Source organism: Cryobacterium sp. TMB3-10 (genome assembly GCF_004402305.1).
In the GTDB taxonomy this organism is placed as follows: Bacteria; Actinomycetota; Actinomycetes; order Actinomycetales; family Microbacteriaceae; genus Cryobacterium; species Cryobacterium zongtaii.
The window spans coordinates 1-22,221 of record NZ_SOGH01000024.1 but is presented as its reverse complement, the minus strand read 5'-3'; the positions used below and the strand labels follow the sequence as shown (position 1 = coordinate 22,221).

The following is a 22,221-nucleotide window of genomic DNA, read 5'->3' as shown; positions in this document are numbered from 1 at the left end:
CAAGGAAGTGCCGTGACCCAGCCCGCAACCACCGTCAGCCCCGATACCGTGATCGACCTCGTCGCCGACGGCGTGTGCGTCCGGGTCGACCTGTCCACCGGAACCCCGGTGATCCAGCACTGGGGCGCCGAGCTCGGCGCGGGAGAGGCGGGCGAGATCACCGATCTGCTGCACGACGGGGTTCCGCAGTCGAGCATCGACGAGCCGGTCCTGCCCAGCCTCTGGCGGGAGAACGCCCGCGGGTTCCTCGGCCGCCCGTCGGTTCTCGGGCACCGGGCCGGCACCGACTGGTCGCAGCTGTTCGCCATCAACCGGGTCGAAGCCACGCCGGGCACGCTGCTCGTCGAGTCGACGGATGCCGTGGCCTGCCTCAGCGTCTCCGTCACCTTCGACCTGCAGCCGGCCGGTGTGCTCCTGATCAGCCAGACCGTCACCAACAACGGCGCCACCCCGTTCGACCTCACCGAACTCACCACCTGGCTGCCGTTGCCTGACGCCGCCACCGAAACCCTCGACTTCACCGGCCGCTGGTTGAAGGAGCGCCAACCGCAGCGCCGGCCCATCCAGGTGGGCACCTGGGCGCGCGAAATCCGCGAGGGCCGCTCGGGCCACGACTACACGATCGTGCAACTCGCGCTCTCCGACGGCGCCGACTACCAAACCGGTTCGGTGTGGAGCACCGGCCTGCTCTGGAGCGGCAACACCCGGCACCTGGTCGAACGACTCCCGAACGGGCAGACCGCTTTCGGCGCCGGTGAACTCCTGCTGCCCGGCGAATCGATCCTCGCCCCCGGAGCGGGCTACACCGCCCCCACCGTGGCCGCCACGTACTCGGACACGGGCATCGACGGCATGACCGACCGGCTGTACCGCTGGCTGCGGGCGCGGCCGCAGCATCCGACCCGACCGCGCCCGCTGACCCTCAACGTGTGGGAGGCCGTCTACTTCGACCACGACCCGGTCAAGCTCGGCGCCCTTGTCGACGCTGCCGCGGAGGTGGGCGTGGAACGCTTCGTGCTGGACGACGGCTGGTTCCTCGGCCGCCGCAACGACTTCGCCGGTCTCGGCGACTGGATCGTGGACCCCATGGTCTGGCCCGATGGGCTGCGGCCGTTGGCCGACCGGGTGGCCGCGGCGGGCATGGAATTCGGGCTCTGGTTCGAGGGCGAGATGGTCAACGTCGACTCCGACGTCTACCGGGAGCACCCCGAGTGGATCTTCCAGGCCGGCGGGCGGATCCCGCCGGAGGCCCGGCACCAGCAGGTGCTCGACCTCGCTCACCCGGGCGCCTACGCGCACGTGCTCGGCCAGGTCGACGCGATTCTCACCGAGTACGGCATCAGCTACATCAAGTGGGACCACAACCGGGTGCTCACCGAGCCCGCGCACCTCGGCGTGGCCGGCGTGCGCCGCCAGACCGAGGCGATCTACCGGCTCTTCGACGAGCTCAAGCGCCGGCACCCGCGGCTGGAAATCGAGTCCTGCTCCTCCGGCGGCGGGCGGGTCGACCTGGGCATGACCCAGCACGCAGACAGGTTCTGGACCTCGGACTGCAACGACGCCCTCGAACGCCAATACATTCAGCGCTACACCCAGTTCGCGATCCCGCCCGAGCTGCTCGGCACCCACATCGGCCCGACCCACTCGCACACCACCGGCCGGGTGCACGCCCTGTCCTTCCGCGCGATCACGGCCCTCTTCGGCCACGCCGGGATCGAGTGGGACATCACCGAGGCCGCCCCGGCCGAACGCACCGCCCTCGCCTCCTGGGCCGCCTATTACAAGCAGAAGCGCGCCCTGCTGCACACCGGCAGGGTGGTGCGGGTCGAGCAGGCCGACGACACGGCGTTCGTGCACGGCGTCGTGGCGCAGGACGGCGGCGAGGCCGTGTTCGCCTACGTGCAACTGGCCGCGGCCGGCGGCAGCAACCCGCGACGCATCCTGCTGCCCGGACTCGACCCGGCGGCGCGCTACCAGGTGCGGCTGGTGGAACCGGCCGGAGCGGCGGGCACCACCCAGGCCCAGCAGCCGCGCTGGCTGACCGGGCTGGAGAGCACCGGGGCGGCGCTGGCGCAGATCGGGCTTCGGCCGCCGATTCTGTATCCGGAGACCGCCATCCTGATCGAGGTGGACCGGCTCTGACCGGGAGAGCGTGGAGTTGCGCCTATCCGTAGCGTTATGTGGTTCGGTGGACTCACTTCCCGCCCCGCTGAGGAAGGCCCCGCTCATACACTCGTCCCTTATCCCTATTCCACCGCGTCAGGTCACGATCGGTGACGCGGCATCGTTCGTCGGCACCACACCGCGGGCGATCCGTCTCTACCAAGAGATCGGCCTGCTCCCCGAGCCCGAGCGGGGCAGTGACGACCGCCGCTACGGTTACGGAGAGATAATCCGGCTGCTGTGGATCCGCAAAATGGCCGACGCCGGGATCGCCGTGGACGCCATCCGTGACGCCTTTGCTGACCCGGCTCCAACTGGTGCCGACAGCGACTACGACGTCGCCGGCGCCCGGGAACTTGGTCTGCTCCCCGACTTCGTCACCAGCCGCCTCACGAGCCTGCCCGAGGGCTCCCTGCGCCAGGCGGACCTGGACATCCTGCTGGTCACCGAGCGGATCTTCGGCCCGCTCGGTGCGGCCGTCCAAGCCGGCCGATTCATCGCCTTGGCCACCCACCCGGGTCTGCGGGAGGAATCCGACCGCGTTGATACCGCCGAGGAGGCACTCGACGACATGATCGCTGTCGACGACCCCCGCGTGGCACAGGTGGCTGCCGAACGGCACGCCTTCGAACTGGCGCTGCACGCCGTCATCGAAGATTCCGGCCTGGCGCAGGAAGATGACGCGCTCTTCGACTCCTGGGATGCTTTGCACCCCGTAACCGATGAGGACGGGGCGCACGAGTCCATGAGCGCCAACGAAGCCATCGGAATGATGCCCTACGACTGGTCCCCGGCCCGCCTGCGCTGCATGGAATTGGCCGAAGAAATCGCCGCCAACGAGTCATCCGCTTCATAGACCGCCCGGCAGAGCGATCTCGTCGAGGCGTGGACGGTCGTGCGTGACGCCTTCGGCGCGCACGACGCGCCGAGCACCTTGCTGGGCGTGACGGTCCTGGGCTACACCGACCATCTCGTCGAGATCGAAGCTGTCGCCGCGGTGGTCGACTAGCCCTCAGCGGCAGGGGGAGTGCTGAGCTGTTTCACCCGACGGGCGGCGTCATCGACTCAGCGTCGGTGACGGCTCGGGAACGGGGAGGATCTGGCCGACCGGCTCACGCTTCTCGGCCTGGAACCGGTCCTCGGTTCGGCCCTGCGCCCAATACCCCGACAGGGAGAGCTCTGAGCGCTGCACGCCACGCGCCGAGAAGACCTCGCGCAGGCCCTTCATCGCCGAGCGCTCGCCGTGCGCGAATACCTGCGGCCGGCCGGGCAGCCAGGTCGCGGCATCCACCGCGGTGGACAGGTGGCCGGGGTCGGTACCGAACAGCCACTGAATCTGCACCGCGCCGGGAGCGGCCAGGTCCAGGATCTCGCTCGCGCTCGGAACCTGGATGAAGGCCAGTCCCTCAGCCGTGGCGGGCAGCGCTGCCAGGGCGGATGCGATGGCGGGCAGTGCGGACTGGTCGCCGGCGAACAGGTGCCAGGCCGCACCGGGGTCGGGGGCGTAGCCGCCGCCGGGGCCGGAGAAGGACAGGAGGTCACCCGGTTGGGCCGCGTCGGCCCACGGTCCGGCCAGACCCTCAGTGCCGTGCACGACGAAGTCGATGGAGAGGGTGCGCGCGTCGGGGTCCACGTTGCGCACCGTGTAGGTGCGCGTCACCGGAAGGTCCTCCGGGGCGAGGGTTTCGCGCAGGAGGGCGGCATCGAACGGCGGCGTGAGTCCGAGCTCGGGCTTGGCGAAGTGGATCTTCACGTACTTGTCGGTCGCGTCGTTCGTCACGAAGTTCTCGAACTGCTCGCCCGAGAGGACGATTCGCACCAGGTGCGGGCTCAACTGTTCGCGTCGGACGACGGAGAGGGTGATCTGCGGACGGACGGGACGGGCCGGTGCGGCAGTGGGAGTAGACATCGCGGTCCACTCTAAGTTAGGTAACCCTCACTTAGCAATGCCGGGGTGCGTGCTGCTAGCCGAAGCGCAGAATGCGGAATCCCGCAGCGTCCAGGGTTGTGAGGCCGAACCGCTGCCGGAGGGTGCGCTCCTTCTGGCCCGGCACGACGTTCGCGAGCGCCAGGGCCACATGGAACAGGACCTCTGACGCGACCAGGCGCTGCAGCTTCGGGGGCGCGAGCTTGGACCGGCGGCTCTGCACCACGATGATCCGCACGGCGTCCGGCGCGATGTGGTCGTTCAGTTCCCGAAGCAGGGAGGCCGCCTTCACGAGGGAGGACCGCCGGGCATCGCGTTGGATGGCCACCACGACGACACGTGCCGGTTGCGTCGCCGACGCGCGGTCGGTCTCCGGAATCCCCGCTGCGCGTGCGCCGGTCCGCATCACCGTGAGGAGCTCATCGGCATCCCCCTCGAGCAGGATCGGTGCCGTCAGGACGTGTGCTGCAATCGCCCGAAGTTGTTCCGCTCGCCTCTTCCGCGACATGCCGCCCCCTCTGCTGTCCCTCCCATTCTCCGGCACAACAGCCGGGAGCGGCCTGGACAAACGTTTAATGGGAAATAGGCCGCAAATTAGGACCCTGTGGGCAATTCCGTCCTCATGAAGTCACTGTTTCCCACTAAACGTTCGCTCTGGCGGCTACTTCACCGAACCGCGGGTGACGCCGCTGACCACCCACTTCTGGGCGATGACATAGACCACCAGGAGCGGGGCCAGAGCCATCAGGTAGGAGGCGAAGGCCACCGGGTAGTTGGTGTTGAACTGGCCCTGGAAGATGAACTGCGCCAGCGGCAGGGTCTGCGCCGACGGGTCGGAGAGCACCACCAGGGGCAGCAGGAAGTCGTTCCACGCCCACACGCAGGTGAGGATGCCGACCGTGGCGTTCATCGGGGACAGCAGCGGGAAGATCACCTTCCAGAACACCATCCAGGTGCTCGCGCCGTCCAGCCGGGCGGCCTCCTCCAGCTCCACCGGGATGGAGTTGATGTAGGCCACGAACATGAAGATGTTGAACGAGAGCCCGTAGACCGTGTACAGCAGCACCAGGCCCACTGGGGTGTCCAGGCCCAGCATCGCGGTCTCCTTCACCACCGGCAACATGATGATCGGGAACGGCACGAAGATCGCCGCGAGGAAGTAGAAGTACAGCCCCTTGAAGAACTTCTTGTGCATGTTGCGGGCGATCGCGTAGGCCACCAGCGAGTTGGTGAGCAGGGTGAGGAACACCGCGCCCACCGTGATCAGGGCCGTGTTCATCAGCGCCCGCGGAAAGTTCGTCAGCTGGTAGGCATCCGCAAAGTTCTCCCAGCGGATGCTGGTGGGCAGTTCGAACCCGGTGCCGCCGAGCTGGTCGGGCGTCTTGAGCGCGGTGACGATGGTGAAGTACAGCGGGATCAACACGGTGAGCGAGCACACCGCGATCAGGGCGGTGAGCCACCAGTTGGTGCCGCCGTTGCCGCCGTCGAGGCGCCGGCGGGTGCGCGGTGCGCGGGTGGGCGCATCCGGCTCGGCGGGCACGGGCGCGGTGGTCTGGGTGAGGGTGTCGGTCATGAGAAGCTCGCCTCCCGGCGCTGCAGGATGCGCAGCTGGAGAAATGAAACGATGATGATGACGAACAGGTACACCACGGCGTTGGCCATCTGGTACCCGTACTCACCGCCCTGGAAGCCGCCGCGGAAAATCACGAGGGCGATGGATTCGGTGGACGTGCCCGGTCCACCGGCGGTGAGGGCCACGATCTGGTCGAAGACCTGCAGGAACGACTTGAACGAGAGCACCATGTTGATGGTGAAGTACGCGCCGATCAGCGGGAAGGTGATCGACCGGAACCGGCGCCAGCCGGAGGCGCCGTCGATGGCGGCCGCTTCGTAGAGGTCGGCGGAGATGGTCTGCAGCCCGGCCAGGTAGAGGATGACGTTGAACGCCGCCGCCTGCCAGACCGTGGTGATGACGATGCCGATCCAGGCGAAGTCGGGGCTGGCCAGCAGGTTGTCCGAGAGCCCCGGCAGGCCCAGCGCGGTGAAGATGGCCGGGAACGAGTTGGCGAACAGGTAGTTGAACACGTAGCCGATGATCAGGATCGCGAGCACGTAGGGGATGAAGAACACCCCGCGGAACGCGGCCTGGAACTTGATCTTCGAGTTCAGGCCCAGCGCGATGGCCAGGGCGATCACGTTCACCAGAATCGTGGACACGATGGCGAACCCGAAGGTGAAGCCGTAGGAGTTGAGCACCCGGTCGTCCTGGAACAGGTTGATGTAGTTCGAGAAGCCGACCAGGTCCCAGGTGCCGTAGCCGGCGTAGTTGGTCAGGCTGAAGAACATGCCACTGAGGACCGGAATGGTGTGCAGGGCGAAGAAGATCACGACGGCCGGCACCACCATCCAATAGAAGGTGCGGGGCGTCTTGGCGATATTCGAGCGGATGCGTGCCGGTGTGCGCGGCGCCGCGGCGGGCGTCTTCGCCCGCGTCATCGTGGCGGTCATCTCACTTCCCCTGTCTCTGCGTGGTGGTGCGGGCGGCGACCTTGTCCCATTCGGAATCCAGGTCGGCGAGGAAGGTCTCGGTGTCGCCGGTGATCACCAGCGTCTGGAGCAGGTTCGGCAGCGGGACCGCCGCGGGAATCTGGTGGTCGATGAAGCCGATGATCGTGCCGGCGGAGAAGTACGGCTCGAGTCCGGCCAGGGCGGGGTCGTTGTTGGGTGCAGCATCCTTGAGCGGCGAGAAGGTGCTCTGCGCCTCGGAGTATGCGGTCACGACATCGGGCGACATCAGGTAGTCCACAAACTTCTGCGCCTCGGCTGCGTGCGGGGTGTCCCGGCCGATCATGATGCCCACGTCCACCCCGGAGACCACGACGCGGGCGTCGGCGTCGTCGGTGACCGGGTAGGGGAAGGAGCCGATGGCCGCGTCGGGGTTGTTGGCGCGGATGGCGGGGATCGCGTAGGAGCCCTGCAGGTACATCGCCGATTCACCGTCGGCGAAGGCCTTGTTGCCGGCGTTGTAGTCGCGGCTGGCGAAGTTGTCCTGGCAGTAGTCGAACAGCATCGCCTCCTTGTCGGCGGCCTCGGCGAAGTCCTGGGCAAACGAGACGGTGTCGGCCCCGCTGGTGCTCTCCTCGCGGAGGGTGTCGAAGAAGCCGTCGGGCATCAGCGTGCCGCCGAGGTTGACGAAGGCGGGGTTGGCGGTCCAGGAGTCCTTCATCGTGCAGAAGAACGGGGAGACCCCGTTGGCCTGGAAGGTGTCGGCGGCCGCGACGAGCTCGGTCCAGGTGGTGGGCACCTCCACGCCGTTCGCGGCGAAGATGTCGGGGTTGTAGAGAATGCCGGAGGCGTTGCTGGCGAACGGCAGCGCGTTGACCTCGCCGGTGCCGTCGGCGCCGCAGGTGCCGAGCGACTGCACGATGTCCTGCACGGCCGGGTTGACCGTTTTGGCGACCGGGTTCTCGCCGAGGTCGGCGAAGATGCAGGCCCGAGCCAGCTCGCCGTAGTTGCCGTTCACGTTGAGCGTGAGCACGTCGGGCACCTTGTCTTTCACGAGCAGGGTGCGGATGGCGGTGTCCGGGTCTGGCACGGAGTTCTGGGAGACCCTGATGCCTGGGTTCTCGGCCTCGAAGTCCTTGATGATGGCGGTGAAGTTGCCCACGGCCTCCGGCTTGAACTGGAAGAAGTTGAGCGTGACGACGTCGCCGGCGCCGGCCGAGGCGGAGCATCCGCTCAGGGCGACGAGGGCCGCGGCCGCGACGACCATGGCGGTGGCCCGCCGGCGACGAGGTCTGGGGTGGAATGTGGTGCGGGGTGTCGTCATGGCGCCTCCTTGCGCTCGGTCCGCTTACGCGGACGTGATCTGGAAAACTGCGAGGTGTTCGGGGAAGAGCACCGGCCCCTGCAGGCCGATGGTTCGCAGTGCCCGGCCGGTGAGGGTCAGTGGCCGCTCGGCCCAGACCAGCGGGGACTGGCCGTTGCCCACGCCGGTGTGTTCCCGGTTGACCAGACGCACGCTGTAGCGGGTGTCGTCGGCCAGGCCGGTGAAACGCAGCGGCCCGACCGGGTAGGCCGCGCTACTGGCCACCAGGCTGAAGACGAACATCGCCTCGCTCTGGTCGGCGGCGACCACGCCGCGCAGGTCGACGGCAGGGTCGGGGTGGTCGACGTGTACCGAGGTTCCGGTGTGGAAGAGGGCGCGGTTGGCCTTATAGAGGTCGATCCAGCTGATCAGCTCGGCCTCGTCGGCCGCGGACAGCGCGCTGATGTCCCACTCGATGCCGAGGTGGCCGAACAGGGCGACGCCCGCGCGCAGCGACAGGTCGTGGCGTCGCCCGGTGGAGTGCGATTCGGGGCCGCTGATGTGCGCCCCCATCAGTTCGTAGGGAACCAGCAGGCCGGTGTACTTCTGGATGGTGAGGCGTTCGATCGGGTCGATGCAGTCGCTGGTCCAGATGCGGTCGGTGTGGTCGAGGATGCCGAGGTCGACGCGGGCGCCGCCGGAGGCGCAGCTCTCGATCTCCAGGCCGGGGTGGCGGGCCTTGAGCTCGTCGAGCAGGGCGTACAGGGCCACGACGTTCTCGTGCACGGCGGCGGTGCCGGTGCGGGTGCTGCCGGCGTCGACGAGGTCGCGGTTGTGGTCCCACTTGAGGTAGTCAATGGGGTATTCCACGAGCAGGGCATCGAGGCTCTCGAGGATGTAGGCGTAGGCATCGGGGTGCGAGAGGTCGAGGACCTGCTGCTGGCGGCCCTCGACGGGCAGCCGTTCGGCGGCCTGCAACAACCAGTCGGGGTGCGCGCGGGCCAGGTCGGAGTTCGGGTTGACCATCTCGGGTTCGACCCAGAGGCCGAACTGCATGCCGAGGCCGGTTACGGTGTCGATCAGCGGGCCGAGGCCGTCGGGCCAGACATCGGCGTCGACGACCCAGTCGCCGAGGCCGGCGGTGTCGTCGCGGCGGCCGTGGAACCAGCCGTCGTCGAGCACGTACCGTTCAACACCGACGCGGGCGGCGGCCTGCGCCAGCGCGGTGAGCCGGCCGAGGTCGTGGTCGAAGTAGACCGCCTCCCAGGTGTTGAGGGTGACCGGGCGCGGGGTGCGCGGGTGCACGTCGCGGGAGCGCAGACGGGTGTGGATGCGGGCGGAGAGCTCGTTGAGCCCGTCACCCCAGGAGGCGATCACGGTGGGGGTGCTGTAGCCGGCGCCGAGGGCGAGGCGGATCTCACCGGCGGCGAGCAGCTCGCCGGCCTGCAGGAACGCCGACCCGGTAACGAGTTTCTCGGCGGCCAGTCGGTGGTTGCCGCTGAACGCCAGGTGCGCGGCGTGCACGAGGCCGCTCTCGAAGCCGAAGCCAGGGGTCCCGGCGGCCAGCAGCAGGGTCGCATCCGCGCCAGGACGGCCCTTGCGGCTGTCGCGCTGGTGCCGGCCCTGGGTGAAGGCGTGCCGCTGCGGGGAGCGTTCGCGCAGGTGCCGGCCGGTGGTGTCCAGGATCTCGGTGGCGCTGGCGGGCAGCGGCAGGGTGACGCAGAGGTCGACCAGGTCGTAGTCGTCGTCGCCGGTGTTGGTGAGCGTGAGGCTCGAGCTCAGCACGCCGGCCGCGTCGACGGCCAGGTCGATCCGGAGGGCCAGACGGTTGATGTCATCGGTGGCGTGCACGGTGAGGGTGTCGCCGGTGTGCTCGATGGCGGTGGTGAGCAGCGCGGGGGAGAAGAACCGGCCGGCGCGGCTGCCGGTCAGGCCCGGGGTGCCCTGCCAGCCGGTGGTCTCCTGGGGCAGCAGGCCGAGGCGGGCCGGCACGTCGAGACCGCCGGAGACGCGCTGGGGCAGGGTGGCCAGCACGATGGCGTCGAGGTCGGCGGCGTCGGGGGAGCCCAGGTCGGCGCCCCAGTGCACGATCACGGGCAGGGCGGGGCCGCTCGTATCGACGAGGACGCTGGTGCCGCCGTTGCGGAGATGGACGACGGCCCTGTTGTTCACGACGACACTGTTATTCACGACACTGTGGTGGGACATGTATATATTTCTATATTGCAAGTAAAGCAAAGTCAAGTTGGCCGGATCCGCCCGCAAACCCACAGATCGGCGGAAATGACGGCTTCGTTTTCTTGCGTTTTGCAACATAACCGGGCGGGCGGAACCGGTATTCTGATCGTACTCACCGGCCCGTGAGCGCCGATGGCGCCGGGGCGCCGTGCCGGCACTGTCGATCGAAAGTTGCCCACCCATGTCATCCGCCGATGCCGCCGAGCGCCGCTACCGCGCACCGTCCAGCGAGTTGGCCCGGGAGGTCCTGATCCACGGGCCGATCCTGCGCAGCGTGCTGGCCCAACGGCTCGGCCTCTCACTGGCCACGCTCACCCGTCTGGCACGGCCCCTGCTCGATGGCGGCCTGCTGGTGGAGGTGACCGAGCAGCTCGAGGGCGCCATGGGCCGCCCGGCGAAGCCGCTGGATGTGGTCGCGGACGCCCGACAGTTCCTGGGCGTGAAGCTCACCGGCGACACCGCCGTCGCCGTCACCACCGACCTGCGCGCCACGGAGGGGAGCAGGGCCACCCGCCCGCTGCCCAGCCACGAGCTGGCCGACGTCGTCGCGGTGATCGTGGACCTGGCCCGGGAGCTCGCGAACGAGCAGGAGTTCTCCGCCATCGGCATCAGCGTCGGCGGCCAGGTCTCCGACAACCGGGTGGTGGACCGCGCACCGTTCCTGGGCTGGCGCGGGGTGCCGCTGGCGGATGCCGTAGAGGCGCAGCTGAAAGTGCCGGTCATGGTCGAGAACGACGTCGTGGCGCTGGCGGCGGCGGAACACTGGTTCGGCCTGGGCCGCGGGTTCTCCAACTTCGCCGTGCTCACCGTCGGCGCCGGCGTGGGCTACGGCCTTGTCATGCATGACCAGGTGGTCAGCACCTCGCAGGCCGGCCTCGGTCTCGGCGGGCACTTCCCGCTCGACCCGGCGGGCCCGCTGTGCTTCCTGGGCCATCGCGGCTGCTCCACGGCGATGCTCACGATCCCGAGCATCCGGGGGCAGGTGGAGGTGGCCCTGGGGCGCCCGGTCAGCTACGCCGAGGTGCTCGACCTGGCGCAGAACGACAACCCGGTGGCGCTCGCCGTGCTGCGCGCCGCCGGCACCGCACTGGGCCGGCTGATCGCCGCGGTGGCCAACCTCGCCATGGTCGAACACGTCGTGCTCGCGGGCGAAGGGCTGGGCTTTCTCGAGATCGCCCGCGCCGAGATGGATGCCGCGATCCTGGCCGACCGCGACCCCGAGGCCGTCGAGGTCGACGTGCTCCTGGAAGCCAGCGGATTCATCTCCTGGGCGCAGGGCGCCGCGGCCGTCGCCATCCAGCGCACCATGGACACCCTGACGTCCCGCGAACCGTGAGCTAAGCCCCAAAAATCGCGGATTTTCGGGGCTTAAGTCACGGTTCGCGGAAGGGCTAGTAGAACTCGACGGTGTCGACCTCGTTGCGCAGGGGCCTGCCGTCGAGCAGAGCGGTGGCGTTCTCGGCGAACAGCTCGGCGATGCGGCGTTCCTCGCCGGGGTCGAGCGCGGCGGTGTGCGGGCTGACGAGGACGTTCGGCAGGTCCCACAGCGCGCTGTCGGCGGCGAGGGGCTCGGTGGCGAACACGTCGAGCGCGGCGAAACCGACCTGGCCGTTCTGCAGGGCGAGAGTGAGGGCATCCTCGTCGATGACGGTGCCGCGGCCCACGTTCACGACAGTGACGCCGGGCCGGGCGGCGGCGAAGACCGCCGCGCCCACGATGCCCGCGGTGGCGTCGGTGCCGGGCAGCGAGACGACGATGGCGTCCGCGCGGGCGGCATGCTCGGCGAGGTCGTCGATCGACACGTACTCGTCGACGTGGTCGACGGTGCTGGTGCTGCCCGCACGGCGGGCGCCGATCACGTGCATGCCGAGGGCGTGGGTGAGCCTGGCGATTTCCCGGCCGATGCCGCCCAGGCCCACGAGGAGCACGGTCTGGTCGCGCACCTGGCCGAGCGGCCGGCGGGCCGGCCAGTCGTGCTCGCGCTGCTGCTGCTGCAGTTGGGGCAACCGCTTGGCGCCGGCCAGGATGCCGAACAGGGCGAACTCCGCCAGCGGGCCACCGTGCACCCCAGCCGAGGTGGTGAATGCCACCCGCGCCAGGTCGTCGTCGCCGAGACCGGCCGACTTCACCTGGGCGCCGCCGCCGGCGGCCATGAGCTGCACCCAGCGCAGCTTCGGGTTGGCCTGCGCCGTGCGCCGGAGCGCGTCAGGGTCCACATCGGGGATGCCGTAGAGCACGTCGGCGGAGTCGACCAGAGCCTCGAACGCCGTCTGCTGGGCGGGTGTGCGGCGGAAGGCCGGGTCGCCGCGGTAGTCGGCGGGGTGCCGCATGGGCGGGAGCAGGCTTTGGTCCCGGACGAGGTCGAGGCGCGGTTCGGCCCGCTCGATGAGACGGCAGAGCTCTTCCGAGAGCGGGGAGGCCACGACGACGCGAAGTGTTGACGGGCGGAGTGTGGACGGGCGGGTGGCGCTGGTGGTCATGCGAAGGCTCTTTCTGCGGGGGTGGAGGCGTGCCTCTGAGTCTGGTGTGTGGCGGCTTCGAGGAAGGCCTCGAGGCCGGCGCGGTCTGGCAGGCCTTCCTGGTCGCCGTGGCTGGTGGTGGCGATGGCGCCCACCGCGGCGGCTCGGCTGAGCCACTCGTGCACGGGGCGGCCGTCGAGGGCGGCGCTGATGAACCCGGCCGCGAAGCCGTCGCCGGCTCCGACGGTGTCGACCGGGGACACCCTGAACGGTGGGCAGACGACGTGCAGGCCGTCGCGGGTGAAGAGTTCGGCGCCCGCCGCGCCGGTCTTGACGGCGACGACCTTCACGCCGCGGTCGAGGTACCAGCCGGCGACGCCCTCCGGCGTGCCGTGCCCGGTGAGGATGCGCCCCTCGGGCAGACCGGGCAGCACCCAGTCGGCCTGCACGGCGAGCTCGTTGACCGTCTGCACCATGGTCGCGGTGTCGGGCCAGAGCGCGGGACGCAGATTGGGATCGACGCTTACCGTGGCGCCGGAGCGCCGGGCGGCGGCCATCGCCTGGCCGGCGAGGGCGCGCGGGCCCTCGCCGAGGGCGAGCGGGATGCCGGTGAGATGCAGGTGCCTGGCGCGGCGCAGATAGGCATCCGTCGCCGCGGTGGGGGCCAGCCGGCGGGCGGCGGAATGCGCCCTGAAGTACACGACGGTGGGGTCGTCGCCGGGGCCGGCCCGGTTCTTCAGCTGGAATCCGGTGGGAGCGCCAGGGTCCATGCAGACCTCCGCGGCGTCGATGCCGAGTTCTGCCAGCCGGGCGAGTGCGAACTCGCCGAACGGGTCGGCGCCCAGCCGGGTGAGATAGCCCACCCGGTGGCCGAGCCTGGTCAGGCCTACCGCCACGTTGAACTCCGCCCCGGCCAGCCGGCGGGTGAAGTGATCGACGCCGGCCAGGATGCCGGCCTCGTCGGCCACGAACATCGCCATGATCTCGCCGAGGGTGACGACGTCGAGAGTGGCGCTCTGGTGCGTGTCGGGGGTCATGCGATGGCCTTCCGGTAGTGCTCGAGCAGGCCGACGGGTGCGGCGGCGCCGACGACGGGGTTCACCAGGGTGAGCCCGCCCACGGTGACGGCCACCCGGCCGCCGGGCAGCAGCTCGGCGTCGGCTCCCGGGGCGCCGGTGAGGATGACGTCACCCGGCTGCAGGGTGGTGATGCTGCTGAGGTAGACGATGATCTCGGCGAAACCGCGTGCCAGTGCGGTGGTCGCCGACTGCGAGACCGTCGTGCCGTCTACGGCCAGGCGGATGCCGGCCTCGATGGGCAACTCGGTGTCGATCACCGGGCCGAGCGGGGTGAACCCGTCGAAGCCCTTGCCGGCCAGCCACAGCGAATCCTGGGCCTGCAGCGCGCGAGCGGTGACATCGTTCACGGCGGTATAGCCGAGCACCACCTCGAGCGCGTCGGCCAGGCTGCGGTGCCGGGCCGGGCTGCCGATCACGAGGGCCAGCTCGGCCTCGGCGACGACAGGACCTATGCCGTGCGGTACGGGGATGGGGTCGCCGGGGCCGATGGCGCCGTGCCGCGGCTTGAGGAACGCCTGCGGTGCCAACTCCCGGTCGCCGGGCCCGCTGTTGTGGGCCATGCCGTAGATGGTGCCGGGCAGCACCGGGGCGAGCAGGGTGTGCGGCGCGAAGGGCACCTGCTCTCCGGTGCGGCGCAGGTCGGTCAGGCCGTGCACCAGCTCCACCCTGTCGCCGTGCACGATGCCGTGCCGGGGCCCGGCGCCGGTGGCCACCCGTGCGATCAGCACGGTGCGCCCGCCGTAGCGGATGCCGGTACGATCGACGCGTGAGAACCGGGGACACCGAAACGGTGGGCAAGGACATGGTGGGCAAGGCGCTGAGCCTGCTGACCGTGCTCGGCCCGCATCCCGACGGGGCCACCCTCTCGGACCTGGCCCGCTGGACCGGGTACCCGGTGACCACGACGCACCGGCTGCTCGGCTCGCTGGTGCGCGACGACTTCGTGAGCTTCAATCCGGAGACCAAGCTCTACAGCCTGGGGTTGCGCCTGTTCCAGCTCGGCGCTGCAGTGTCCAGCGCCCACGGCTTCCAGGGCGTTGCCCTGCCCGTGCTGCGCACGCTGTCGCGCGCCACCGGCGAGGCCAGCCTGATGTCGGTCCTCGACGGCGAGCACCAGCTCTACATCCACCACATCGAGGCGCGCCACCACGTGGGCGTTCGCGGCGAGACCGGCAAGCTCGGCCCGCTGCACTGCACGTCGATGGGCAAGGTGCTCGTAGCCTTCGCCGACTGGGAGACTCGTGACCACCTGGTGACGGCGCTGCCGCTGGAGCGGTTCACCAGCCGCACGATCACCGACCGGGCGGCGTTCGCGGCCGAGATCGCCCGGGTGCGCTCGCAGGGCTTCGCGGTCTCGAACGAGGAGCACGAGGAGGGCATCGTCACCGTCGGCGTTCCCGTGCTCGATGCGATGGGCATCGCGGTGGCCGCCCTCTCCGTTCCGTCGCCGGCCTACCGCACCACGGTGGAGCAGGCCCTGCAGTTCCTCGGTCCGTTGCGCGATGCCGCAGCCGAGCTGGCCGTGCTGCTGCCCCGACGCTGAGGTCGGCGCGTCGGCCGCAGCCAGGTCAGGCACGAGGGGTACCCACCGCGACGGCGACCGGCGCGGATGCGGGTGCCGCAGCCGGCAGGGAGGCGTCGTCGACGGCATCCGTCTCGAGGTCGAGGTCGCGGCCCCTGGTCTCCGGCGTGATGAAGGTGACGGCGATCGTGACACCGGTCAGCAGGAGCAGGTAGAGCGCCAGCGGCACCCAGCTGTCGCTGAACCAGGCCAGCAGCAGCGCACCGACCAGGGGCACCAGGCCGCCGGCGATGACCGCGGAGAATTCGCGGGCCACCGACACGCCGGTGTAGCGGTGCCGGGAGCCGAACAGTTCGGGCATCAGGGCGCCCTGGGCGCCGAACATGCCCCAGGTGCCGATGCCGAGGGCCACCGAGATGGCCGCGACGGTCGCCACGACGTTGCCGGTGCTGAGGATCCACCAGACCGGCACGGCGATCACGAACTGGAAGATGGCGAACCCGCGGTAGACCCGCACGCGACCGAACCTGTCGCTGAGCAGCCCGGCGACGGGCACCGTGATCGCACCGACGGCGGCGGCGAAGACCAGCGAGATGGCGCCGATCGGGCCGGCGGTGACCGACGAGCCCAGCGCGACGGTGACGACGTAGCTGATGGCCAGCACCTGGTAGATCGACGAACCGCCGTTTTCGGCCATGCGCAGGCCCATGCCGATCAGCACGGTCTTGCGCGAGGTGCGCAGGAGGTTGCGCAACGGCTTCGCCTGCACCTGTTCGTGGGCCTCGAGCTTCACGAACGAGGGCGATTCCTTGAGCTTGAGCCTGATGTACACGGCGACGCCGATCAGCACGGCGCTGGCCAGGAACGGGATGCGCCACAGGCCATCCAGGACGACCTGCTGGCTCGGGATGAGCAGCAGGAAGAAGACCAGGGCCGCGATGACGGTGCCGATCTGGATGCCCATGAATGGCAGTGACGCGAAGAACCCGCGGCGGTGGCGGGGCGTGTACTCGGTCATCAGGGTGGCGGCGCCCGCCTGTTCGGCGCCGGCGCCGAAGCCCTGCAGGATGCGGAGGACGATGAGCAGGATCGGTGCCAGGATGCCGACCTGGTCGTAGGTGGGCAGCAAGCCCATCGCGGTGCTGGCGCCGCCCATCAGGAGCACGGTGAGCAGCAGTACCGACTTGCGGCCGATGCGGTCGCCGAGCGACCCGAAGAACAGGCCGCCGAGGGGCCGCACCGCGAAACCGATGAAGTAGGTGGCGAAGGCCAGGATGCGCCCGGTGGTGGGGTCGCTGTCGGTGAAGAACAGTTCGCTGAAGATGAGCGCCGACGCCAGGCTGTAGAGCGCGAAGTCGTAGTACTCCAGTGCGCTGCCCAGCGAGCTGGCCCAGCCGGCCCGGCGCAGGTCCGCCTCGGAGATGCTCGAGTCTGCGGTGCGAGGCGGTGCGGCCGGGACGGGGGTTGACGATGACATGGAGACCTCTCTGTCTTTTGTCTGAATCCAGTGTGCATGAGCGTGCGACCGGTGACCGGCGCGGGATCAGAATTCCACAGTGTTTCCACTATGTGGGTGCCCTTTCCGCGATGCGGAAAGCAATGTCTCGCGAACTGTGAGATAAGCCCCACAAACTTCGGGTTTTGGGTGCTTTGCTCACGGTTCGCGGAAGGTCGGTAGCCTTGGGAAATGGCGACCCTGGGCAGATACCCGAAAGGCGTCGCGAAGCGTGCCGAGATCCTCGAGACCGCCCTGGCGCTCGTGGCTCGGCAGGGCTTCCACCAGACCTCGGTGCGGGACATCGCCGCCGCGGTGGGGCTCACGCAGGCCGGCCTGTTGCACTACTTCGAGTCCAAGGACGACCTCTGGGTGGCCATCCTCCGCACCCGGGACGAGATCGACGCGTCGAAGGATCCCCAGGACCCGGACCCGGCGGCCACCTTCGCGGCCCTGATCCGGCACAACGCCGAGGTGCCCGGGCTCGTGCAGATGTTCGCCAACCTGTCCGCCGCGGCGGCGACCGACCCTGAGCATCCGGCGCACGAGTACTTTCGGGAACGCTACGCGCACTCGCGCAGCACGATCACGGCCGGGCTGCGCCGCATGCAGGCATCCGGGCGGCTCGACGACTCGGTCGACCCTGAGATGTTGGCGTCGATCCTGATGGCGGTCAGCGACGGTATGCAGGTGCAGTGGATGTTCGACGACAGCCGCGACATGGGTGCACACGTCGAGGCCGTGATAGCCCTGGCCCGCACGCGAACTGTGAGCTGAACCCGAAAAACCCGCGTTTCTGGGGCTTAGGTCACAGTTCGCGGTGCGGAGCGCGCTACAGGGTGGCCGCCGCGGGATCCCAGTCTTCGGCGAGCGGCGTGGGCTGGGTGACGCTTGACGCCACATCGACCGTGGTGCCGGTCTCTGCGGCCTCGGACACAGCCAGGAGCACATCGAGCACGTGCGCCGCGACCGCGCCGCTGGCCCGCTCGGGAACGCCGGCCCGGATCGACCGCGCCAGGTCGAGCACGCCGGACCCGCGACCATAGGTGGACCCGACCGCGGCGATCGTGGTCGGCTCCTCGTGGCCGAACCGCCACAGGGTGGACTCGCCCTCGAAGGTATTCGGGTCCGGCAGCACCAGGGTGCCCTCGGTGCCGCTGATCTCCACGAAGCCCATCCGCGGCAGGGCGTTCTGGAAGCTGAAGGTGGACTGCGCGGACTGGCCGCCCGCGAACGAGATGACCGCCGCGTGATGGGTCGGCACTTCAACCGGGAACTCGGTGCCCGCGCGGGGCCCGCTGCCGATGGTGCGGACCGCGCTGGAGGTGGACGACACCGCGCCGACCCGGCTGGCGGCGCCGAACGCGTGCACCAGCGTCGTGACGTAGTACGGACCCATGTCGAAGAGCGGCCCGGCGCCGTACGCGAACAGGAACTCGGGGTTCGGGTGCCAGGCGTCGGGGCCGGGAACGTGGAACATCGTGGTTGCCGTCAGCGGCTCGCCGATGTCGCCGCGGTTGATGGCCCGCATGGCGGTCTGGATGCCCGCACCCAGCACGGTGTCCGGTGCGCAGGCGACGCGGAGTCCCGCGGCGTCCGCCGCGGCGAGCAGTGCCGCGCCGGAGTCGTGGTCAAGGGCGAGAGGCTTCTCGCTCCAGACGTGCTTGCCGGCAGCGATGATCCGCTCGCCCACCGCGGTGTGCACGGCGGGGATGGTGAGGTTCACGACGATCTCGATGTCATCCCTGGCCAGCAGCTCCTCGACGGAACCGTGGCCGGGCACCCCGTAGGCCTCGGCCTGCGCCTGGGCGCGATCGAGGTCGAGGTCGGCGACGAACAGCACGTCGAGGTCGGCGAACGCCGTCATGTTCTCCAGGTAGGTGCCGCTGATGACGCCGGCGCCGATGACACCGACGCCGACGCGTCCGGTGCGGCTCACTTGTCGTTCTCCGCGAGCCAGGCGAACGACGCCGCGATGCCCTCGAAGACATCGCCCGCGTAGCCGTCGAACTCCACCACGCGCAGGGCGTGCGGCGCGGCCTCGAGGATGGCGGCGACTCCGACGTCGCCGCTGCCGGCCGGCAGCTGGCTGCTGAAGGCGGTGACGAGCGCATCGGACACGTTCAGGGCGCTGTCGCTGCCGGGCAGCGTCGTGACGATGTCGCCCTGGACCGGGCCGTCCTTGATGTGCAGGAACTGCACTCGGTCGCCCAGGCGGCGTAGCAGCTCCGGGGTGTCCGCGCCTCCGACGGTCGACCAGTAGGTGTCGAGTTCGAGGACCACGTCGGGGGAGAGGCCGTCGAGGAACAGCTCGTAGATGCTGCGGCCGTCGACCTTGTTCGCGAACTCCCACTGGTGGTTGTGGTAGCCGAAGCCCAGGCCGACAGCGGCCGCCTGCACCTGGAGCTCGTTCACGCGGTCGGCGATCCTGGCGGCGTCGTCAGCGGTCTGCCACCGATCGCTCGGAATGAACGGGTCGATGACCGTGCCGATGCCGAGCTGTGCGGCGGCGTCGAAGGTGCGGGCCGGGTCGTCGGAATCGATGACGGGTGCGTGTCCGGACGGCGCCGAGATGCCGGATGCCGCGAACGCCTTCTCGAACTCATCCGCGCGGTCGACGAACGCGTACGGCTCCACCTTGGTGAAGCCGATGTCGGCGACGCGGGCGATGGCCCCCTGGAGGTCGGCGGAGATGGCATCCCTCACGGTGTAGAGCTGGACCGAGGGCGTGCTGGACATACGTGCTCCTTTGGAAGTAAGTGCCTGATTCTTCTGCTGGAACAAACCTAACGGTGCAAGGTTTTATCCGCCAGACCCGGCGGCGGGTGATCCTGTGCGTTTGTACAGGGAGCGGCCCTAGGCTCGAGTGACTATGGATGACCCTCCCACGCACAAACCCTTGCTCCCTGCCCGCCCCGAAGCTTTTCGGACACAGAACTTCCGGGCACAGGGAGCCACCTCGTGAACGAATGGATCATGCTGGGCCTCGGGCTCATCCTGACGTTCGGCACCGGCGTGTTCGTCGCAGCCGAGTTCGCCCTCGTCACACTCGACCGCAATGAGCTCGAGGCCCGAGCGGCCCGCGGCGAGAGACGTCTCGGCCCCACCATCAAGGCCTTGCGGATCACCTCGACGCACCTCTCCAGTGCACAGCTGGGCATCACGTTGACGACCCTGCTCACCGGATACACCTTCGAGCCGGCCATCAGCTCGCTGTTACGCGGCCCGATGACGGACCTCGGGGTGCCGGAGGGCGTCGTGCCCGTGCTCGGCACCGTGATCGGCATCTCGCTGGCCACCCTGTTCTCCATGGTGATCGGCGAGCTCGTGCCCAAGAACTTCGCCCTGGCCGTTCCCCTGGCCACGGCCAAGTTCGTCGTGCCGATGCAGGCCGCGTTCACGGCGGTGTTCAAGCCCGTGATCCTGCTGTTCAACAACACCGCCAACGCCCTCATCCGCCTGGTCGGCATCGAGCCCAAGGAGGAACTCTCCGGCGCGCGCAGCGCCGAGGAGCTCGGCTTCCTGGTGCGCCGGTCGGCCCTGGAGGGGCTGCTGGACGCCGACCACGCCGAAATGCTGGGCCGCACGCTACGGTTCGCCGAGCTCTCGGCCGCCGACGTGATGACCCCGCGGGTGCAGATGTCGTCGGTGCAGGCCGGCGACACCGCCGAGAACGTCGTGACCCTGGCCAGCGCCACCGGCTTCTCCAGGTTTCCGGTGATCGGCCGGGACACCGACGACATCCTGGGCGTGCTGCACGTCAAGCAGGCCTTCGCGGTGGCCCTGGGTCGCCGCACCCTGGTGCGGGCCGACGAGCTCATGCTGCCCGCCCTGCGGGTACCGGAGTCGATGGGCGTCGACCGGCTGCTCTGCACCCTGCGCCAGCAGGGCCTGCAGATCGCCGTGGTGTCCGACGAGTACGGCGGCACCGCCGGCATCGTCACTCTCGAGGACCTCGTGGAGGAACTCGTCGGCGAACTCGAGGATGAGCACGACAGGGCCAAGCCCGGCATCGTGCGCACCGGCCGCTCCATCGTCTTCGACGCGGGCCTCCGCCCCGACGAACTGCTCGAGCGGATCGGCGTCACCGTTCCCGAGGACGGCGACTACGACACCATCGCCGGATTCGTGACCGACCGGCTCGACCGGATGCCCGAGCTGGGCGACACCGTGCCCATCGACGTGGGCACCCTGCGGGTCGAGCGGATGGACGGCGCCCGCGTCTCGCGCATCCGTCTCACCCCCACCGCAACCACGGCCGACCTCGACCCGGTGACCGCTGCTAGTGAAGGGAGGCCGACCCATGAGTGAGTACCTTCCCGGGCTGCTCTGGCTCGTTGTGCTGCTGGCCGTCAACGCCTTCTTCGTCGGCGCCGAGTTCGCCGTGATCTCGGCCCGACGCTCGCAGATCGAGCCGTTGGCCGCGCAGGGCAGCAAGGCCGCCAAGACCACCCTGTGGGCCATGGAACACGCCACGCTCATGCTGGCGACCTCACAGCTGGGCATCACGGTGTGCTCGCTGGTGATCCTCAACGTGTCCGAACCGGCGATCCACCACCTGCTCGAGATCCCGCTGGGCCTCACGTCGCTCTCCGCAGAGGCCATCGGTGTGATCGCGTTCGCGGTGGCGCTGGGCCTGGTCACCTTCCTGCACGTGGTGCTGGGCGAGATGGTGCCCAAGAACATCTCGTTCTCGGTGCCCGACCGTGCCGCGCTGATCCTGGCGCCGCCGCTGGTGTTCGTGGCCACGGTGTTCAAACCGGTGATCTTCAGCCTGAACTGGCTGGCGAACGGGGTGCTGCGGCTGTTCAGGGTGACCCCCAAGGACGAAGCCACCAGCGCGTTCACGCTCGACGAGGTCGCCGGCATCGTGCGGCAGTCCACCCGTGAGGGCATGCTGATGGATGCCTCCGGCACGCTCTCGGCGGCGTTCGAGTTCACCACCAAGCGGGTCCTGGACGTGGAGGTGCCACTGTCCGGCATCGTATTCCTGCCCGAGCATGCATCGCCGGCGGACCTGCAACGGGCGGTGGCCGAGCACGGTTTCTCCCGCTACATCCTCACCGACGGGGCCGGGTTGCCCGCCGGCTACCTGCACCTCAAGGACGTGATGGACCTCACCGGACCGGACGCCTTCGCGCAGCCGGTGCCCGTCAAGCGGGTGCGCAAGCTGGCGACAGTGCTGCGAGACAGCGACCTCGAGGACGCCCTCGCGGCCATGCGCCGCACCGGCTCGCACGTGGCGTGTTCGTTCGACACGAGCGGGGTCGCCACCGGGGTGCTGTTCCTCGAGGACATCATCGAGGAGCTCGTCGGTGAGGTGGAGGACGTCACCAGCGTGTAGCCGGCGTGGTGGGTGTGCCCCGGAGGCAATCGCACCGTTTTATTAGGAAATAGTGCGTTTATTAGGACCGAATCGGGCTTGGGCTCAAGGGGTCAGCGCAACACTCTGACTTCTTGGAGTGATGATGCGTATTCCTGTTTCCCGTGCTGTGCGTCGGGTGTTCTGGACAGCGATTCGGGACGGAGC

19 protein-coding genes and 1 pseudogene are annotated in these 22,221 nt (G+C 69.3%); 8 read left to right on the top strand and 12 right to left on the bottom strand.

Features of this window, described 5'->3' with window-relative positions; all coding sequences use genetic code 11:
- Window positions 1-12 precede the first annotated feature (12 nt).
- The 3 genes and pseudogenes from E3T22_RS12835 to E3T22_RS12825 all read left to right on the top strand — a co-directional run.
- Window positions 13-2,142, top strand: a complete 2,130-nt coding sequence (locus E3T22_RS12835; protein ID WP_241983681.1) for an alpha-galactosidase — start codon at window positions 13-15, stop codon at window positions 2,140-2,142.
- A 46-nt stretch (window positions 2,143-2,188) separates the two neighbouring features.
- On the top strand, window positions 2,189-3,019 hold the full coding sequence (locus E3T22_RS12830; protein WP_241983680.1) for a MerR family transcriptional regulator: 831 nt from the start codon (window positions 2,189-2,191) through the stop codon (window positions 3,017-3,019).
- Window positions 3,020-3,172 (top strand): annotated as a pseudogene (locus tag E3T22_RS12825) (RidA family protein); the annotation flags it as partial.
- 48 nt (window positions 3,173-3,220) lie between these two features.
- Here the strand turns inward: E3T22_RS12825 and E3T22_RS12820 are convergent.
- From E3T22_RS12820 to E3T22_RS12795, 6 genes are all read right to left on the bottom strand, one after another.
- Window positions 3,221-4,072: a siderophore-interacting protein gene (locus E3T22_RS12820; protein ID WP_134479530.1), complete on the bottom strand. Its 852-nt coding sequence runs from the start codon at window positions 4,070-4,072 to the stop codon at window positions 3,221-3,223.
- A 55-nt stretch (window positions 4,073-4,127) separates the two neighbouring features.
- The gene (locus E3T22_RS12815; protein ID WP_134479529.1) at window positions 4,128-4,598 is read right to left on the bottom strand and encodes a hypothetical protein; all 471 of its coding nucleotides are present in this window, start codon (window positions 4,596-4,598) and stop codon (window positions 4,128-4,130) included.
- 153 nt (window positions 4,599-4,751) lie between these two features.
- Window positions 4,752-5,663: a carbohydrate ABC transporter permease gene (locus E3T22_RS12810; RefSeq protein ID WP_134479528.1), complete on the bottom strand. Its 912-nt coding sequence runs from the start codon at window positions 5,661-5,663 to the stop codon at window positions 4,752-4,754.
- Window positions 5,660-6,598 carry a carbohydrate ABC transporter permease gene (locus tag E3T22_RS12805; protein ID WP_134479527.1) on the bottom strand — a complete coding sequence of 313 codons (939 nt, stop codon included), beginning with the start codon at window positions 6,596-6,598 and terminating at the stop codon, window positions 5,660-5,662. The genes E3T22_RS12810 and E3T22_RS12805 overlap by 4 nt, the downstream gene beginning before the upstream one ends.
- A 1-nt stretch (window position 6,599) precedes the next feature.
- Window positions 6,600-7,919, bottom strand: a complete 1,320-nt coding sequence (locus E3T22_RS12800) for an ABC transporter substrate-binding protein (RefSeq protein WP_134479526.1) — start codon at window positions 7,917-7,919, stop codon at window positions 6,600-6,602.
- Between the two features lie 24 nt (window positions 7,920-7,943).
- Complete coding sequence (locus tag E3T22_RS12795) at window positions 7,944-10,106, bottom strand: alpha-galactosidase (protein WP_134479525.1); 2,163 nt, start codon at window positions 10,104-10,106, stop codon at window positions 7,944-7,946.
- A 211-nt stretch (window positions 10,107-10,317) separates the two neighbouring features.
- Between E3T22_RS12795 and E3T22_RS12790 the strand changes: the two genes are divergently transcribed.
- Entirely contained in the window at window positions 10,318-11,472 is a 1,155-nt protein-coding gene (locus E3T22_RS12790) for an ROK family protein (RefSeq protein ID WP_134479524.1), read from the top strand.
- A gap of 55 nt (window positions 11,473-11,527) precedes the next feature.
- Here the strand turns inward: E3T22_RS12790 and E3T22_RS12785 are convergent, their stop codons facing one another.
- Genes E3T22_RS12785 through E3T22_RS12775 form a run of 3 tightly spaced genes read right to left on the bottom strand, consistent with a single transcriptional unit; the run spans window position 11,528 to window position 14,402 of the window.
- Window positions 11,528-12,616, bottom strand: a complete 1,089-nt coding sequence (locus E3T22_RS12785) for a D-2-hydroxyacid dehydrogenase (protein WP_134479523.1) — start codon at window positions 12,614-12,616, stop codon at window positions 11,528-11,530.
- The gene (locus E3T22_RS12780) at window positions 12,613-13,632 is read right to left on the bottom strand and encodes a sugar kinase (protein WP_134479522.1); all 1,020 of its coding nucleotides are present in this window, start codon (window positions 13,630-13,632) and stop codon (window positions 12,613-12,615) included. Before E3T22_RS12780 ends, E3T22_RS12785 begins: the two co-directional genes overlap by 4 nt.
- Window positions 13,629-14,402, bottom strand: a complete 774-nt coding sequence (locus tag E3T22_RS12775) for a fumarylacetoacetate hydrolase family protein (RefSeq protein ID WP_134479521.1) — start codon at window positions 14,400-14,402, stop codon at window positions 13,629-13,631. The genes E3T22_RS12780 and E3T22_RS12775 overlap by 4 nt, the downstream gene beginning before the upstream one ends.
- A gap of 38 nt (window positions 14,403-14,440) precedes the next feature.
- Here E3T22_RS12775 and E3T22_RS12770 point away from each other — a divergent pair, with 38 nt between their 5' ends.
- On the top strand, window positions 14,441-15,217 hold the full coding sequence (locus E3T22_RS12770; RefSeq protein ID WP_241983679.1) for an IclR family transcriptional regulator: 777 nt from the start codon (window positions 14,441-14,443) through the stop codon (window positions 15,215-15,217).
- Window positions 15,218-15,242: 25 nt separating this feature from the next.
- Here the strand turns inward: E3T22_RS12770 and E3T22_RS12765 are convergent, their stop codons facing one another.
- Window positions 15,243-16,673, bottom strand: coding sequence for an MFS transporter (locus E3T22_RS12765; protein ID WP_134479520.1), 1,431 nt, complete (start codon window positions 16,671-16,673; stop codon window positions 15,243-15,245).
- A gap of 210 nt (window positions 16,674-16,883) precedes the next feature.
- On the opposite strand from E3T22_RS12765, the gene E3T22_RS12760 reads away from it, so the two are divergent.
- Window positions 16,884-17,468, top strand: a complete 585-nt coding sequence (locus tag E3T22_RS12760; RefSeq protein WP_134479519.1) for a TetR/AcrR family transcriptional regulator — start codon at window positions 16,884-16,886, stop codon at window positions 17,466-17,468.
- Between the two features lie 55 nt (window positions 17,469-17,523).
- Here E3T22_RS12760 and E3T22_RS12755 read toward each other — a convergent pair whose 3' ends face one another.
- Window positions 17,524-18,630 (bottom strand): Gfo/Idh/MocA family protein, encoded by a 1,107-nt coding sequence (locus E3T22_RS12755; RefSeq protein ID WP_134479518.1) that lies wholly within the window; start codon window positions 18,628-18,630, stop codon window positions 17,524-17,526.
- Window positions 18,627-19,430, bottom strand: a complete 804-nt coding sequence (locus tag E3T22_RS12750; RefSeq protein ID WP_088457511.1) for a sugar phosphate isomerase/epimerase — start codon at window positions 19,428-19,430, stop codon at window positions 18,627-18,629. Before E3T22_RS12750 ends, E3T22_RS12755 begins: the two co-directional genes overlap by 4 nt.
- Before the next feature lie 222 nt (window positions 19,431-19,652).
- On the opposite strand from E3T22_RS12750, the gene E3T22_RS12745 reads away from it, so the two are divergent.
- Complete coding sequence (locus tag E3T22_RS12745) at window positions 19,653-21,002, top strand: hemolysin family protein (RefSeq protein ID WP_134479517.1); 1,350 nt, start codon at window positions 19,653-19,655, stop codon at window positions 21,000-21,002.
- A complete protein-coding gene (locus E3T22_RS12740; protein WP_088457509.1) occupies window positions 20,995-22,035 on the top strand; it encodes a hemolysin family protein in 1,041 nt (346 codons plus the stop codon). The genes E3T22_RS12745 and E3T22_RS12740 overlap by 8 nt, the downstream gene beginning before the upstream one ends.
- The last annotated feature ends 186 nt before the right edge of the window (window positions 22,036-22,221 follow it).

Excerpts from the sequence above, each read along its gene's own strand:
- E3T22_RS12790 (WP_134479524.1), top strand. The coding sequence starts at position 10,318 with ATGTCATCCGCCGATGCCGCCGAGCGCCGCTACCGCGCACCGTCCAGC.
- E3T22_RS12780 (WP_134479522.1), bottom strand. The coding sequence starts at position 13,632 with ATGACCCCCGACACGCACCAGAGCGCCACTCTCGACGTCGTCACCCTC.
- E3T22_RS12820 (WP_134479530.1), bottom strand. The coding sequence starts at position 4,072 with ATGTCTACTCCCACTGCCGCACCGGCCCGTCCCGTCCGTCCGCAGATC.
- E3T22_RS12810 (WP_134479528.1), bottom strand. The coding sequence starts at position 5,663 with ATGACCGACACCCTCACCCAGACCACCGCGCCCGTGCCCGCCGAGCCG.
- E3T22_RS12785 (WP_134479523.1), bottom strand. The coding sequence starts at position 12,616 with ATGACCACCAGCGCCACCCGCCCGTCCACACTCCGCCCGTCAACACTT.
- E3T22_RS12805 (WP_134479527.1), bottom strand. The coding sequence starts at position 6,598 with ATGACCGCCACGATGACGCGGGCGAAGACGCCCGCCGCGGCGCCGCGC.
- E3T22_RS12800 (WP_134479526.1), bottom strand. The coding sequence starts at position 7,919 with ATGACGACACCCCGCACCACATTCCACCCCAGACCTCGTCGCCGGCGG.
- E3T22_RS12765 (WP_134479520.1), bottom strand. The coding sequence starts at position 16,673 with ATGTCATCGTCAACCCCCGTCCCGGCCGCACCGCCTCGCACCGCAGAC.
- E3T22_RS12760 (WP_134479519.1), top strand. The coding sequence starts at position 16,884 with ATGGCGACCCTGGGCAGATACCCGAAAGGCGTCGCGAAGCGTGCCGAG.
- E3T22_RS12815 (WP_134479529.1), bottom strand. The coding sequence starts at position 4,598 with ATGTCGCGGAAGAGGCGAGCGGAACAACTTCGGGCGATTGCAGCACAC.
- E3T22_RS12740 (WP_088457509.1), top strand. The coding sequence starts at position 20,995 with ATGAGTGAGTACCTTCCCGGGCTGCTCTGGCTCGTTGTGCTGCTGGCC.
- E3T22_RS12750 (WP_088457511.1), bottom strand. The coding sequence starts at position 19,430 with ATGTCCAGCACGCCCTCGGTCCAGCTCTACACCGTGAGGGATGCCATC.
- E3T22_RS12795 (WP_134479525.1), bottom strand. The coding sequence starts at position 10,106 with ATGTCCCACCACAGTGTCGTGAATAACAGTGTCGTCGTGAACAACAGG.